The 14606-nt window shown below is 45.3% G+C and carries 13 protein-coding genes; 7 read left to right on the plus strand and 6 right to left on the minus strand.

What is annotated here, in order from left to right; genetic code table 11:
• Positions 1-140 precede the first annotated feature (140 nt).
• The 4 genes from QUA33_RS16350 to QUA33_RS16365 all read left to right on the plus strand — a co-directional run bounded on the left by QUA33_RS16350 (position 141) and on the right by QUA33_RS16365 (position 3843).
• Positions 141-692 (plus strand): hypothetical protein, encoded by a 552-nt coding sequence (locus tag QUA33_RS16350; RefSeq protein ID WP_333149526.1) that lies wholly within the window; start codon positions 141-143, stop codon positions 690-692.
• A 48-nt stretch (positions 693-740) separates the two neighbouring features.
• Positions 741-1733: an iron ABC transporter permease gene (locus QUA33_RS16355; RefSeq protein ID WP_333149527.1), complete on the plus strand. Its 993-nt coding sequence runs from the start codon at positions 741-743 to the stop codon at positions 1731-1733.
• A 98-nt stretch (positions 1734-1831) separates the two neighbouring features.
• Positions 1832-2617 (plus strand): ABC transporter ATP-binding protein, encoded by a 786-nt coding sequence (locus QUA33_RS16360; RefSeq protein ID WP_333149528.1) that lies wholly within the window; start codon positions 1832-1834, stop codon positions 2615-2617.
• A gap of 320 nt (positions 2618-2937) precedes the next feature.
• Positions 2938-3843, plus strand: a complete 906-nt coding sequence (locus tag QUA33_RS16365; protein ID WP_333149530.1) for an ABC transporter substrate-binding protein — start codon at positions 2938-2940, stop codon at positions 3841-3843.
• Positions 3844-4099: 256 nt separating this feature from the next.
• On the opposite strand, the gene QUA33_RS16370 is transcribed toward QUA33_RS16365, so the two are convergent.
• Positions 4100-4459, minus strand: a complete 360-nt coding sequence (locus QUA33_RS16370; protein WP_333099938.1) for a hypothetical protein — start codon at positions 4457-4459, stop codon at positions 4100-4102.
• Between the two features lie 325 nt (positions 4460-4784).
• Between QUA33_RS16370 and QUA33_RS16375 the strand changes: the two genes are divergently transcribed.
• The 3 genes from QUA33_RS16375 (at position 4785) to QUA33_RS16385 (ending at position 7241) form a co-directional block, all read left to right on the plus strand.
• Entirely contained in the window at positions 4785-5513 is a 729-nt protein-coding gene (locus tag QUA33_RS16375; RefSeq protein WP_333149532.1) for a response regulator, read from the plus strand.
• A 6-nt stretch (positions 5514-5519) separates the two neighbouring features.
• Positions 5520-6119 carry an adenylate/guanylate cyclase domain-containing protein gene (locus QUA33_RS16380; protein WP_333074421.1) on the plus strand — a complete coding sequence of 200 codons (600 nt, stop codon included), beginning with the start codon at positions 5520-5522 and terminating at the stop codon, positions 6117-6119.
• A gap of 186 nt (positions 6120-6305) precedes the next feature.
• Complete coding sequence (locus tag QUA33_RS16385; RefSeq protein WP_333149534.1) at positions 6306-7241, plus strand: fused MFS/spermidine synthase; 936 nt, start codon at positions 6306-6308, stop codon at positions 7239-7241.
• A 307-nt stretch (positions 7242-7548) separates the two neighbouring features.
• On the opposite strand, the gene ccmS is transcribed toward QUA33_RS16385, so the two are convergent.
• The 5 genes from ccmS to QUA33_RS16410 all read right to left on the minus strand — a co-directional run bounded on the left by ccmS (position 7549) and on the right by QUA33_RS16410 (position 14601).
• The gene (gene ccmS, locus QUA33_RS16390) at positions 7549-7980 is read right to left on the minus strand and encodes a beta-carboxysome assembly chaperone CcmS (protein WP_333038598.1); all 432 of its coding nucleotides are present in this window, start codon (positions 7978-7980) and stop codon (positions 7549-7551) included.
• A 162-nt stretch (positions 7981-8142) separates the two neighbouring features.
• Positions 8143-9939, minus strand: a complete 1797-nt coding sequence (locus QUA33_RS16395) for an ABC transporter ATP-binding protein (protein ID WP_333149536.1) — start codon at positions 9937-9939, stop codon at positions 8143-8145.
• Positions 9940-10041: 102 nt separating this feature from the next.
• Complete coding sequence (locus tag QUA33_RS16400) at positions 10042-11505, minus strand: RtcB family protein (RefSeq protein ID WP_333149538.1); 1464 nt, start codon at positions 11503-11505, stop codon at positions 10042-10044.
• Positions 11506-11858: 353 nt separating this feature from the next.
• Positions 11859-13694, minus strand: a complete 1836-nt coding sequence (locus QUA33_RS16405) for an APC family permease (protein ID WP_333100908.1) — start codon at positions 13692-13694, stop codon at positions 11859-11861.
• Positions 13695-13761: 67 nt separating this feature from the next.
• Positions 13762-14601 carry a prephenate/arogenate dehydrogenase gene (locus tag QUA33_RS16410; protein ID WP_333149540.1) on the minus strand — a complete coding sequence of 280 codons (840 nt, stop codon included), beginning with the start codon at positions 14599-14601 and terminating at the stop codon, positions 13762-13764.
• Between the last annotated feature and the right edge of the window lie 5 nt (positions 14602-14606).

Consider the following 14606-nt stretch of genomic DNA (forward strand, 5'->3'; position numbering starts at 1 on the left):
CGCTTCTGTGATTTATTGCGTAAGCGTTGCTTGCCGAAGCCATCGCATCCCTCTTTAAAAACTGTCCGGAGTATTGTCTTCAGGTGAATCGGTTATTGTTATTGTAGTTAACGAGTTCGAGCATTCAAAACAGAGGAAATATGGTATTTAGTGCTGTTAATGAAGATTGGTGTCCAGTCGTAATGAACCGCGAAACGCGCAGAATAGTTAAAAGCTGGCAGCCAGAGGGCTTGAATGTATTAGAAATATCCGGCAATAGTTGGGGGAATTGGGAGTCTTTCAAAAGCTATAAATCACTTAAGTATCCCGATTTTGATATTTGCGAGTCTTGCCTTGATGAAACATTTGATTTAATAATTGCCGAGCAGATATTTGAACATTTACTTTGGCCTTACCGCGGAAAAAATATATATAGAATGCTCAACAGCAAGGGATATTTTTTAATAACCACACCCTTTTTGATTCGCATTCACGATTGTCCTACAGATTGCTCTCGCTGGACAGAAACTGGCATCAAATACTTGCTTGCTGAATGCGGTTTTAATTTAGAAAGCATTCAAACAGGAGCCTGGGGAAACCGAGCTTGTGTGGTGGCAAACTTTGCCAGGTGGGAGCTTTACAATCCCTCCATTCATTGGCTCGCAAACGAGCCAGATTTTCCCTTGGTAGTTTTGGCCATCGCACAGAAATAACTCGGCAAAAAGACGATTTTATCGAAAAACAAAGCGGTATAATATATTGTGAAAAAACTCTGGCTACAACATCGCATTTTTCCGGCAGTCATCTTCTTAGGATTGGGTTTGCTGTTCACCATCGCCCTTTCGCTTTCTTTTGGTGCGGTATCCATGAGTGCCGATCAATTGTGGCAAGCATTTCTGCACCGAGGTGATGCTGCCAATCAGACTATTTTATGGGAATTGCGTTTGCCCAGAGTTGTGGCAGCGCTGACGGTTGGTGCGGCTTTAGGAATGTCGGGGGCGTTGCTGCAAGGTTTGCTCCGCAACGGTTTAGCAGATCCTTTTGTATTAGGAATTTCGGCTGGTGCGGGGTTGGTTGCGATTACCATGCTGACTTTGGGAATATTTCAAACTTGGGTGCCTTTGGCGGCTTGGATAGGTGCTATTTTAACTTCGATGCTGGTCTACTTTTTGGGAAAAACTAAAACTGGCATTTCTGTTGAACGTTTGGTTTTAGCCGGTGTGGCTGTGAGTTCTCTGTTCGGGGCAATACAAACTACACTGCTGCTGTTAGCTGAAGACAGCCGTTTGCAAGCTGCTTTGAATTGGTTAATCGGTAGTTTGAACGGTCGCGGTTGGTCGGATTTGCAGGTTGCTTCACCTTATATTTTGACTGCTTTGCTGTTAGGATGTTTTTTAGGGCGCTCGATAAATTTGCTGGCTTTGGGCGACGATTTAGCTGTTGGTTTGGGGGTTTCGCTGGTACGATCGCGCTTGTTGATTGGGGGTGTTGCTACTTTGTTAGCTGCGAGTGCTGTCAGCATCGGCGGATTGATTGGTTTTGTGGGATTGGTTGTGCCTCACGGGGTGCGTTTGTTGGTGGGTAATGATTATCGGTTTGTGTTGCCGATGAGTGCGATCGGCGGTGCTTGGGTGTTGACTTTTGCTGATTTTTTGGCTCGTTTGGGTGCGGTAGAATTGCCTGTGGGTACGGTGACGGCTTTGTTGGGTTCTCCCCTGTTTGTTTGGCTGCTTTATCGGCGTTCTAGTTATTAGTCAGTTGTCAGTTGTCAGTTGTCAGTTGTCAGTTGTCATTAAATTTTCCAATAACCAATAACCAATAACCAATAACCAATAACCAATAACAAAATATAATGTCTTTAGAAATTCAAAATTTAACTGGGGGCTACGGCGAAGTTGCGATCGCCCGCAACATCACTTTATCTTTACAACCTGGTGAGTGGTTGAGTCTCATCGGTGCCAACGGTTCTGGTAAGTCTACTTTCTTGAAGTTAGTTAGCCGCATCCTAATTCCGCAGCAAGGAAGTGTGTTGCTTGATGGCAAAGCAATTCATACTCAACCTGCTGCTGTTGTCGCTCAAAAATTAGCGATTTTGCCGCAGCAGCAAACAGTACCGGAAGGTTTGACTGTAAAGCAATTAGTTAGTTTGGGGCGTTCTCCTCATCAGGGTTGGTGGCAGTGGGAATTGAGCAAGGAAGATGCGGAAAAGGTGGAAGTTGCTATCAGTCAAACTGGGATTGAGGAATTTCGCGATCGGCCTGTCGAACAACTCTCAGGAGGCGAACGCCAGCGCGCTTTTCTCGCCTTAGCTTTGGCTCAAAACCCGCAAGTTTTGCTATTAGATGAACCTACGACTTATTTAGATATTTGCTATCAGTTGCAATTGTTAGATTTGCTTGATCAACTCAATCAAAAACACAAGTTGACGATTATTACCGTGTTGCATGAAATTAATTTAGCTGCTAGATACAGTTCGCGGATTGCTATGTTAAATAAAGGAGAACTTTTTTCTGTAGGAACTCCGGCACAAGTTTTAACTCCTGATAATTTAGCTAAGACTTTTGGCGTAGAAGCTATAATTTTAGAGACTTCTGTAGGCTTGCAGATTTGTGCGATCGCTCCCACTCTTCACACTTAATCCTTGTATGATAAGTATAACCTTGCCCTCGCACTAAGTTCTCAATTTCTTCCTAATTATTTCTATTAACTGATTGTCACAATCCGCTGTTCTATCTGAGTGCCACAGGCTTTAAACTATTGCTTAGTAGTGGTTCCAAAGGGTAGAATAAAAATTAAGAGATACTTAAAAAATCCGATTTCAGGCAATAAGTGCGGTTTTTTATACAAAATCTACCGTAAACTATTGATATTTAAATACTTAAGCGCTAAAGTGCGATCAAACTTCCCGTCAATTCTGTCTCAACCTGGTCTAAACTCGGTGTAACTCCAGCCAAAACTATGTACAAAACTTTGTTTTATCGTACCGCTATCCTGTTGCTGAGTTTAGCATTTACCGCTTGCTCCGCCGCCACTTTACCCCAAATTCAGCAATCAACTCCTGCTGTTTCGCCAGCCAATCAACCACAAACAACTAACAGCGAATCAGCACAAAAAGTTGTAGCTTTAACACCTTTAACCGCCGATATTATCCATCAACTCGACCCAACCAAACTTGTGGGAATTCCCGGCAGCGCATTAGTCAGCAGCAACCCCAAATTTACAGGAATTACCGCAGTCACTACCGAACGCACCCCTCCTAATTTGGAAAAAATCATCGCATTAAAACCAAATTTGGTCGTAGGTGCGTCGGGATTTCACGACCAAACAATGCAAAAATTGCAGCAGCTTGGAATAAAAACTTTACTTACTCAAGTTGATAGCTGGAAATCCCTAGAAGAGTTAACAACTACTTTAGCTAAATCCCTCAATACAAATCCAGAACCTCTGTTAAAACGCTACCAAACATTTTTAGCAGACATCCCAAATCAAAGCCCTGCCACTTTAGTTTTGGTAAGCAGACAACCGATTTTATCTCCAAATCAAAGCAGTTGGGCTGGAGATTTGCTGGGTAAGTTTAACGTGAAAAATGTCGCCGCCCAGTTGCAAGGAGATAGCCCTGTTCTAGGCTACGTGACGCTTTCAGCGGAAAAGGTTTTAGAGGCTAATCCTGAAATAATCATTATAGTCGATCGGGAAGAAGGAATTTTAGACCAATTTAAATCTGATTCATTTTGGAATCAACTAACAGCCACTAAAAATAATCGAGTTTACGTTTTTGACTACTACGGATTGGTCAACCCAGGGAGTATCGAAAAAATTGAGCAAGCAACTGCTCAACTTAAACAAGTTCTAGCTAAAAAGTAGAGGGGGTTACAACAACTGAAAGAAGTAAGTCATTACTAAAACCCCAGTTTAACTAGGAACTGTTGAAGAAACCTTGCTAATTACACTGTGGGTAATAGCTGTAGAAGCCGTAAAAGCAGACCCGATTTTGATAGATCCAAAATCTATATAAATGCTGGAACAGATTGACTACCATTTCTCTAAAAGTGAGAAAGGGCGCAGCGATCGGAAACCTGGTTTTTGATCCTGACTTCCAATGCTGTTCGATCGATCGCCCTTACACCGGTAAAAGCGGCACACCGCGCAACTGCCGCAGGGAATTGATACAAACCGGGCAGTCGCAGCCAAACATCGCCACGGCCGCATCGCTTTCTTCTTCCGAAAAATCCAGCATCGCCGTCTGTTCGTCAGCAGGGCGCTGCCAAGCGATCGTCGGTTTAGAATCTGAAGCAGCGGTTTTGGCGGGGAGTCGCACGCAAGTCAGACGCTGAGTGTGGGGCGATCGCACGCAGCGGGGCGAATCAGCCGATTGGCTTGGTGTTTCGCCAATTTGAGCGGGATTTGCGATCGCGCTCAAAGACATCAGAGATCCAAACAGCGTCGGACTTACAAGTAAAGTGAGGAGCAATCTATTCATTTGTCGTCCTTAAGAACTTCAACGTACACATTAGCCCATTATCTGTTGCAATTCAACAAGGTTTTTGTCCCCCATCAGTATGATTTGCCGTTATTAAGGCTTAAAATCCCAATATTTACCGCCCAAAACTTCAACAATTATTCGGGTATTAGCAACCAGCATTTTCTGATAAGTATCACCTTCGCTCCTCAGTTTAAGATTTGTTGCAATTTGAGTAAGTTTAGCTTGCCAGTGATAACAAATTCATCCAAGGCGGGTAAACTGATTTCAGCAAGGGTTACTCGAAGCAGCGAAAAAATTTACCTCAGAAACCAGGTGGGGAGTGATGAGTACAGTTTTAGTGGTGGAAGATTCCCGCAGTCAGCGGGAGTGCATTTCACATCAGTTGAGATGCAGCGGATTGAATGTAATTCAGGCATCTGACGGTGTGGAAGCGCTAGATAAAATTGAGAAAAATTGCCCTGATTTAGTATTATTAGATGTCATAATGCCCCGTCTAGACGGTTACGGTGTTTGTCGTTTAATTAAAGCTAATCCCGAAACTCGGAACATACCGATCGTATTTTTAACAGGGAAGGGACAGCAGTTAGCTTTATTTTCCCGGGCGATCGATCGCGCCGAGGCTTATGTTAGCAAACCTTGGCAGCCAAGGGAACTTTTGGCAACGATCAAAAAAGTTTTGCTCAATGCCCATATTAAGTTCGATCGAGCTTCTGCTGAGGCTTGGACGGAATACGGAATTTTAAACTTAAATACAGTCGAACTTTATCAAAGCCACGCCGATGCTTGGACAAAATACAGCGCCCAAATTATTAAATTGTACGATTCCAGCTTAGCAGCTTTCGAGCAAGCGTTGGCAATTGAACCGAGTCACTCGAATGCAAACAAGTATCGCAACCGAGTCCAGACAATCCGGGCAATTTTGATGAAAAAATTAGAGCAAACTAAACCTTGCAAAGTGTGCGATTATTATTACGGTAAGGATGGCATCACTTGTGCAGTGCATCCGCCTGGTCGCCCTCAAGAAGTGTGTCGTGATTGGGAATTTAATTAAACAAAAATGAAAACAAATAACCGTGCTTACTTAGAAACCTTGTTGCAAGAAAGAAACGAATATCCCGAAAGAATGGCTGAAATTGATGAAAAAATTAATGCCACTTTCCGCAAAAATTACGCCATTTTAGTAATGGATATGTCGGGATTTTCGCGCACGACAGTCCGCTACGGAATTATTCATTTTTTGGCAATGATTCACCGGATGCACGGAATTGTCAAACCGATAATTTCCGAATACGGTGGCACTGTAGTTAAGGAGGAAGCAGACAATATTTTTGCAGTTTTTGCTGATGTAAAAGCGGCGGTGGAAGCTGCGATCGACTCTGTGAAACACACGGCGGCTGTCAACACGACACTGCCGCCGGAAATGGATATTTACCTCTGCATTGGTATCGGCTGTGGCGATGTTTTGATGCTGGAAGGAGAGGATATGTACGGTTCAGAATTTAATCTAGCATCGAAGCTGGGAGAGGATCTGGCGGAACGGGGAGAGATTTTGCTCACCTCAGCAGCCTTTGAAAAATTGGAAGGTGATAAGCAAGATTGGGAAAGAGTGGATTTTTCGATTTCGGGTTTGGAGTTGGTGGCGTACAAGCGGCTGTAATCAAGTTAATTTCTGTTGTCTTCTCGTTCTTTACCATGCTGGAAAATGAGAACATGACTTGCGTCAGCCTTGACTAGAAACCCGGTTTCTTCGCAGATATCGGGCGACTCAGCCATTTTGATAGAAACCGGGTTGATGAGGCTATATTTTTAGAGAATATCGAATTTAAATAAAATTTAAAATCAGATGATTGAGGAATACAAAACTTGGCAATCTATCAATTTATCCGCTATTGGACAGCGGCTGGCTTGGCTGCAGCAACAGCCAGACACAGTTATTTTTTGCAAAGAGTCTGGTGTTCACTATGTTGCAGTCACAAAAGAGCGATCGCACATTAAGCTATCTTTAGTAGAAAAAGTAAATCAGCACACAGATTTACTGCAATCTATTTTCGATTTCAACAATCCTTTACATCTAGTGTCGGAATATACTCAGGCGATGATGTTAGGTTTAGTGTGGCAAAGCCAACCTCAAAGAATCTACATAGCTGGATTTGGCGGTGGCAGAGTTCCCTTAGTTTTGCACCACTATTTGCCGCAAACTTTTATAGAATGTGCAGAGATCGAGCCGATCGCGATCGAAGCAGCTACACAGTGTTTTGGGGTGAAATTAGACGATCGGCTAACTGTAACAATTCAAGACGGCCGAGAGTATTTAGAGCAGCAAAAATCAGATACTCAGTACGATATCATCATGATCGACGTAGCCTTTGGCAACGGCTACTTTCCGCACCGCCTATCCACCAAAGAATTTTATCAAATCTGCGAAAAACACTTGTCCAGCGAGGGAGTTGTACTAGCAAATCTGCTGCACAGGGATCAGTTTTATGCCGAAAAAATCAGGACTTTTCAAAGTGTGTTTTCTCAGGTGTGCCTGTGTGTTTGCCAGGAAAGTAATAGCATTTTGATTGGTAGCAACAGCCAGGTTTTGGAGAAAGATGAGATTGTTGCTAAGGCAAAATATTTGCAAGATAGCCATCAATTTTCATTTCCATTAACAGACAGGGCGCTTGAGGTAAAAGTAGGTAGAGAATTGGCAGAGGCGGTACCTACTTTAGACAAAGCTCAAATTTTTTATGACGATTCGCCGCCCGCTGGTTATTTTGATTGCTGGTTATTCTGATATATATAATAAGTCCCAGTTTACTCTTTGTGGAACAGGCCGGAAAGCGTGTTGCTGATACGAAGTTGAGATCACTCAGGGATTGAAAGAGACTGCGGGATGAAATTGCCCTCCGAGTGCGATCGGATATAACCATCGACAATAGGAAAACTGAGGACACGGCATTGCCGTTTCCCTACCCCAACATAATCAATCTTCCTCGATAAGAGATATAACCATCGCCCGATTAATTGTAGGGAAACCGCACGGCGTCATCTCCTGACTGTAGGTAATATCAATTCCGATACCACCGGATTTGATATAACTCCTATTTCATATATTCAACCATCTGCTGTTCCAGCTTAGCCAACAATGTATCCACATCGGTTGCAGCTTCCTCAAAACAAACAGGAGGTTCAGGCTTAGGTTCAAAAAAAATTAACTTAATTTGACCTTCCCCGATCGCCAAAATCGCCACTTCTGTCTCAGGCTTGTGAGCGTTCAACACACCTACAACTTCCTGAATATGACTTCTCACTTGACGGTTCAACTCCTCAACCGCCTCTTTCTTACAATACACAAAACGCGCAGTTTCTGCCACATCAATTGCCAAAATCTCCTCGCTTTCCTCTCCCCTTTCTAGAAATAGCCCCCAAGCCAAAGCAGCCAATTCATTTTGATTAGCTTTCACGAATTTATCTAATTTGCGGCTCCAGCTATTTTCGTTGGGTTTGGACTCAGGGCTATCAAATAGAAACATTTTCTCTTCTTGTTTGTATAAACTAATATTTTACACTCAGCAGTCAGCAGTCAGTTGGGAGTTGGCAGTTGGCAGTTGACTGTTGTCATTAGTTAGCCATGCCCAATGCCCCATCCCTAATTACAAATTAGCAATTCCCAATTACCCAAAACCGCTGCGTTTCTATCTTATACCAGATTGCACGCGCCAGAGCGCCGCATAAATTCCGTCCTGTTCGATCAGTTGTTCGTGCTGCCCCGATTCTACCACTAGCCCTTCTTCCATGACACAAATGCAATCGGCATTGCGGACAGTAGAAAGACGGTGGGCGATCGCAATTGTAGTGCGATTCTTGGTGATTCGTTCAAGCGATCGCTGAATTGCGGCCTCAGTCTCGTTATCCACCGCTGAAGTAGCTTCGTCAAGAATCAAAATCGGCGGATTCTTCAAAACAGCCCTCGCAATTGCAATTCGCTGTCGCTGACCCCCCGACAATTTTTGACCGCGTTCCCCTACAATAGTGTTGTAACCGTCCGGCAATTGTACGATAAACTCGTGAGCCTCCGCAATTTTCGCAGCATTTACTATCTCTCGATTGTTAGCCTCAAAACTGCCGTAAGCAATATTTTCTGCCACTGTGCCGTGAAACAAAAATACATCTTGACTCACCAATCCAATCGCTCTCCGCAAATCTTTTAAATTCAGGTTATTTAATTCTATCCCGTCGAGATAAATATTGCCGTACTGTACCTCGTACAGCCTCAAAATAAGCTTCACCAGTGTACTTTTTCCCGAACCAGTAGCCCCAACAATCGCAGTAGTTTTTCCTGCCGGCAGAGTCAAGGAGAAATACTGCAAAATCGGCTTTCTTTGATTGTAAGAAAAAGTAACATTTTTAAATTCCAACTCTCCCTTAATCGAACTAACGGGCCGCCGAATATCACCCGTGTGAATTGCGATCGGAGTATCCAACAAATTCATCACCCGATTAGTAGAAGCCATTGCGCGCTGGTATTGATCCAGAGTATCTCCCAGACGAGTCAGCGGCCACAGCAACCGCTGGGTCAAAAACACCAAAACGCTGTAAGTTCCCACAGACAACCGGCCCGCCACCACCTCCAAACCGCCCAGAAATAGCGTTGCAATAAACCCCAAGAAAATCACAACCCGAATCAGCGGAATAAAAGCGGCCGAAAGTACGATCGCCCGTCGGTTGCTTTCGCGGTAAGCTTGGCTTTGTGCTTCGATGCGCTGAATTTCATAATCTTCGGAAGTAAAACTTTTAATAGTAGTAATTCCCATTAAATTATTCGACAGTTGCCCGTTCAGAAAACTCACCTTTTCCCGCACATCAGCATAGAGAGGAGCGAGGCGATTTTGAAAGGCGATCGAACCCCAAATAATAAAAGGTATGGGCAGCATAGACAGCCCAGCAACAAGAGGAGATGCCGCAAAAAAAGCCGCGCCAATCACAACAACCGTTGTCATTACCTGAATTATCTCATTAGCGCCGTCGTCCAAAAAACGTTCGAGTTGATTGATATCATCATTGAGAATAGAAATCAAACCGCCCGTGCTGCGTTCTTCAAAATAAGCTAATTCTAATTCCTGCAAATGGCTGTAAGCTTCCAGACGCAAATCGTGCTCAATATCCTGAGCCAAATTGCGCCACAAATAATCATAGGCATATTCAAAAAGAGATTCCAACGTCCAAATAACCGCGCTCAAAAAAGTGATAATTGCCAGTTGCCAAAAGACATCTTTTATGCCCCACTGAGCGAGGATAGAATCTTGCTGTTTCACCACCACATCAACGGCAATACCGATTAATGCTGGCGGTGCTAAATCGAAGAATTTATTCAGCAGCGAACAGATACTTGCCAGCCAAGCTTTCAGGCGGTAGCGGCGGCCGTACTTCAGCAGCCGCTTTAGGGGATGGACAGGTTTTGATGGATTTGGTGATGCTTGAGAATCATTCATAGGGCATGGGGCATCGGAAATAGGGCCGAGAATTAAAAATTAGTAGGGTACTCCGCGCGCACCTTACCCTTGTTTAATTTTTAATTCTCAAATGCCCCGTTCCTAGGCTTTAAACGTTAACACTGGCTTCATTTTAGCGACTACACCCACTATTTGCGCCTCAACCTGAACGTCAATTACTGGTTGAATAGGCTTGTAAGCGGCTGGTGCTTCTTCGATTCTCCGTTCTTCGCGCCCGGTAATGCAATCTACGCCGATTAATCCTAAAGCTGCGTCAGTTTTGTCAACACCTTTGCGACTCATATCGAAGCGCGATCGCGCCCTACCTGCACCGTGAGAAGCCGATCGCAAAAATCGATCGTTCCCCGAACCAACCAGCAAAAAAGACGGCGCGCCCATCGAACCCGGTACAATTACAGGCTGACCCGAATGTGCGGGACAAGCGCCTTTGCGCGTTACCCAGCCGGCACCTTCAGCTAAGGTGATATTGTGAGGCACATCGTATACCAAGGGAGCTTCGACATCGCCGAAAACTTGCCGCAAACGCCAGCGCAGAAGTTCAGCTAGCAGTAAGCGGTTGATAAAACCGTAATTAGCGGCTGTTGCTTCCGCTTGCAGGTAGCTGCTCACAAGTTCGGGATTTGCCTCGACAGAGAGCGGAAAAAGCCGGGATTCAGGGTATTTCAGAGTTTTAGGCCAGGCTTCGCCAGCTCGATCGCGCCACATTCCGCCGATATATTTGCCGACATTCCGCGAACCCGAGTGAATCATGAAAGCGATTTGTCCCGATCGAACTCCCCAACTATAAGCCGTAGCTCGATCGATAACTTCCTCAACCACTTGAATTTCCACAAAGTGATTGCCGCCACCGATAGTAGCTAACCCGCCATCCCTGACTAAGCCGTCATTTGGGACTAATTCTTCGGGAGCCCATTTGACATCGCCATTCATGGAACCGCCGAGGAAAGTGCGACCGCACTCTGTGGCCAACTGCTCGAAATCCGAATTAGCCGCGCTGCCGGTTGCCTCGTCCAGCATAGCATCCAGCCATCCGGGAATCCCGTGTTGGAACATCGCGCGAGCAGTTTTTGCAGTCATGCTGACATCGCGAGTACCGAAAAAATAATCGCCTTTGAGCAATTCTACAAATCGATCGCGCTGACTGAGGAATTGTTCGATCGACAAATCCGCAACGTGTAACCGCATCCCGCAGTTAATATCGGAACCGACAGCCGCCGGAATCACCATTCCTGCTGTTTCTACAATAGAGCCGATCGCCACCCCCGCATCCCCCGGATGGAAGTCAGGAGTAGCGCAAGCGCGGCAAACGCAGCCGCCTTGAGGGTGTCGAACATTCGCCAAATTTGCTAACTGTTTGAGCGCCTTTGCTTCCACAGGAAAATCCTCTGGGAGCAAAACTTCTGCTGTGGGAGGATCGGCATCTTGCCACTGTTCTTTCAGAGAACTATTGAGACAAATCGAGTAGACTTTATTGTCGTAACTAACATCAAGACCTTGCCGAGACAAAGCTCGCAAAAGCCTGTTCAAGTTTTTTGGCTGCTGCATAAATAGTCTGTTGCGGGTTGCATAGCAACCCCCAAGAGTTGAAGAGATTTTTTAGGGAACAAAAGACTTGGGTTCAGCAGCCGCAATCTTTTTTAAGATAAGTTGAAAGACAACTTTTCTAATGAGTAAATTTATAACATATCATTTTTGATAGGTCAACCCTTTTCTTAAAATTTTAATAAATATATATGACTTACCAAACGGTGTCAGAAACCCGGTTTCTGCCTAGCAAAATCGCATCCAAACCAAAGATTTTGCGAAGAAATCGGGTTTTTTGGGCCAGCGCCTCATCGAGCATTCCAGCCTTCATTGCCAGGAAGTAGGGGCAATCCCGCGCGGTTGCCCATCCCCCCTTAAAGAAAATACCTAACCGTCGTTACCACCCGACTTCTTTTAGCCCGCAAAGCCGCTTTCAAAAAGAAAGCAGTTTGATTGTGCAGCAGTCCCTCCCACCAATTCCGCGTCACAAAAGCCGGAATAATCAGCGTTAAATATACTCCCGGTCGCTGCTCTTCAAACAAAGTCAAAAAGTGCGTCAAAGCCGAACCAACAGAACGGTAAGGCGATTCCAAAATTTCCAAAGGAATGTCTGACTGCAAATCTTGCCAAGCTGCTTGTAATTTTGCTCGATCGGTCAAACCAATATCTACGTGAACTGCCACAACTTCATCAGCAATTAAACGAGCGTAATCGAGGGCCTCGAAAGTTCCCCGGTGCAATTGCCCGACTAACACCACAGCCGGATGTGTCACCGTCTTAACTCTAGGTCTGCGAAGATAAGACCTCGGTTCTATTCCCTGAATGCTCAAGCGAGCCGCTACATAACGATAGTGCCGGTGAATAGCTAAAAATAGACTGACTACGATCGGAATAGTTACTACGACAACCCAAGCTCCCAAAAGGAATTTTGTAGCGAGAATTACAGCCAAAACTCCCGTTGTTGCCACTGCACCAATACCGTTCATCACAGCACTAACTTGCCAACCTTTACCTCGTTCTTTAAACCAGTGAATTACCATTCCCGATTGGGAGAGAGTAAAAGAAGTGAAAACTCCAACCGCATACAGAGGAAGCACTGCGCTCGTATTGCCTCTAAAGATGATAATTAAAAGAGCAGCGCAGAAGCTTAGCAGATTAATGCCATTAGAATAAACCAGTCGATCGCCCAACAGCGACAATTGCCTCGGTAAAAACCCGTCCCGTGCCAAAAAATAACAAAGTCGCGGAAAATCTGCATAACTCGTATTCGCAGCCAACAGCAAAATTAACAGAGTTGCGGCCTGCAAATAGTAATAAAATATGCCGACACCAAAAATCTGTTTTCCCAACACAGAAAGGAGCGTTTCATGTTCTGTAGGAATCACCTGATAAATATGAGCCAAGTAACTAATCCCCAAAAACATCGCTCCCAGAATTGCCCCCATATAGCTCAAAGTCAGGCGCGCATTTTTCCATTCAGGAGGCTTAAAAGCCAACACCCCGTCTGATATGGCTTCAACTCCAGTCAGGGCAGTACAGCCCGCCGCAAAAGCGCGCGCCAGCAGAAATAATCCCAAAGGTTCCTTAGCGGGAATATTTTGTAATGCCGGCATAACATTACCTGTTGCCTGTTGGAATAAGCCGCAGCCAATCAAAACAAAAATCCCAACGAGAAACCCATAGGTGGGAACCATAAATATATTGCCCGATTCCCGCAATCCCCTGAGATTGGCAAACATGATTAGGACAATAAAAACTAAGCACAGTTCAACCGTGTAGGGGTGCAGAGAGGGAACTGCTGAAGTCAGGGCCGCCACCCCAGCCGAAATACTTACTGTTACAGTTAAAATGTAATCAATCATCAGCGAAGCTGCTGCGATCAAACCAGGGTAAATACCTAAATTTTCTCGCGCCACAATGTAAGCGCCACCGCCGTTGGGGTACGCTTTAATTGTCTGTCGGTAAGACAGCGCCACGATCGCCAACAGTAAAATAATAATTCCAGAAATAGGCAGCGATAAACTCAAACTGCTACTGCCCGCTAGTAACAGTACCAGCAGAGTTTCTTGAGTAGCGTAGGCAACAGACGACAGTGCATCAGAAGCCAGAACAGCTAGTCCTGTAGCGTTGCTCAGGCGTTCATGAATAGATGCGCTAGTGGGGAGAGATTCACCCAGCAAAAATCGCTTGAGTCGAGAATAAGTGTACATTAAAACTCAATATTTAGGCATCCACAAATCATAATCTAGACGGGAACCGTTTTAAGTAATTTTTGGCTCATAATTTGTAATTCTGTCTCGCTTGTTGAGTCAGCTTCAGCTTGTGTTCGAGAGCTTGCCAATTTTGAGCTTCGATATCAGTGATGAACTCGTCAAGACTGTCGCGGTAAATAGAGAGCGATCGCAACAATTCCTCTCGATTGTACTTTGCCACCATCACTCCCAGCTCGGGATTGCCGCCCCCAACCCGGCTCGTATCCCGAAAACCCGAACTCGCCAAATGTTGGGCTAAATTAACAATATGCCGATCGCCCTCTCGATCGCAGGCAGCAACCAGCGTCGCGCTCGCCATTAGCGGCAAATGAGAAATCCAAGCCACAGCTCGATCGTGTTCTTCCGGCTCACATCGGTAAACTTTAGCACCCAGCAACCGCGCAATTTCCTCAACCTTATCCACCGCAAGCGTCGGTGTCTGGGCAGTCGGCGTCACCACATAAGGCCGGCCTACAAACAAATCCGGCATCGCCGCCTCAATTCCGCTTTCAGCAGTCCCCGCCATCGGGTGTCCCCCCACAAAATTAGGCCACAGAGGAGACACAGCCTGCACTATGGGTGTTTTTACGGAACCGACATCGGTTACAATAGTATCAGGGGAAAGATAGGGCACCAAATCTCGGACGATCGGCTCGATCGACCCCAGCGGCGTGCAAATAAAAACCACATCGGCTACTGCCATTAGAGACAGGTGTATGCTGGCTTCATTGACCACACCCCGAGCTTGCGCCCGATAGCAAGTCTGCTGCCGGCTCGAAACCCCAAAAACATTAAACCCGCGCAATCGCAAATCCAGCCCGATCGAGCCACCAATTAAACCCAGTCCTACAATACCGATATTCATAGCAA

The organism is Microcoleus sp. Pol14D4, assembly GCF_036701245.1.
In the GTDB taxonomy this organism is placed as follows: domain Bacteria; phylum Cyanobacteriota; class Cyanobacteriia; order Cyanobacteriales; family Microcoleaceae; genus Microcoleus.

Excerpts from the sequence above, each read along its gene's own strand:
- QUA33_RS16350 (WP_333149526.1), top strand. The coding sequence starts at position 141 with ATGGTATTTAGTGCTGTTAATGAAGATTGGTGTCCAGTCGTAATGAAC.
- QUA33_RS16360 (WP_333149528.1), top strand. The coding sequence starts at position 1,832 with ATGTCTTTAGAAATTCAAAATTTAACTGGGGGCTACGGCGAAGTTGCG.
- QUA33_RS16365 (WP_333149530.1), top strand. The coding sequence starts at position 2,938 with ATGTACAAAACTTTGTTTTATCGTACCGCTATCCTGTTGCTGAGTTTA.
- QUA33_RS16370 (WP_333099938.1), bottom strand. The coding sequence starts at position 4,459 with ATGAATAGATTGCTCCTCACTTTACTTGTAAGTCCGACGCTGTTTGGA.
- QUA33_RS16375 (WP_333149532.1), top strand. The coding sequence starts at position 4,785 with ATGAGTACAGTTTTAGTGGTGGAAGATTCCCGCAGTCAGCGGGAGTGC.
- QUA33_RS16380 (WP_333074421.1), top strand. The coding sequence starts at position 5,520 with ATGAAAACAAATAACCGTGCTTACTTAGAAACCTTGTTGCAAGAAAGA.
- QUA33_RS16385 (WP_333149534.1), top strand. The coding sequence starts at position 6,306 with ATGATTGAGGAATACAAAACTTGGCAATCTATCAATTTATCCGCTATT.
- ccmS (WP_333038598.1), bottom strand. The coding sequence starts at position 7,980 with ATGTTTCTATTTGATAGCCCTGAGTCCAAACCCAACGAAAATAGCTGG.
- QUA33_RS16395 (WP_333149536.1), bottom strand. The coding sequence starts at position 9,939 with ATGAATGATTCTCAAGCATCACCAAATCCATCAAAACCTGTCCATCCC.
- QUA33_RS16400 (WP_333149538.1), bottom strand. The coding sequence starts at position 11,505 with ATGCAGCAGCCAAAAAACTTGAACAGGCTTTTGCGAGCTTTGTCTCGG.
- QUA33_RS16405 (WP_333100908.1), bottom strand. The coding sequence starts at position 13,694 with ATGTACACTTATTCTCGACTCAAGCGATTTTTGCTGGGTGAATCTCTC.
- QUA33_RS16410 (WP_333149540.1), bottom strand. The coding sequence starts at position 14,601 with ATGAATATCGGTATTGTAGGACTGGGTTTAATTGGTGGCTCGATCGGG.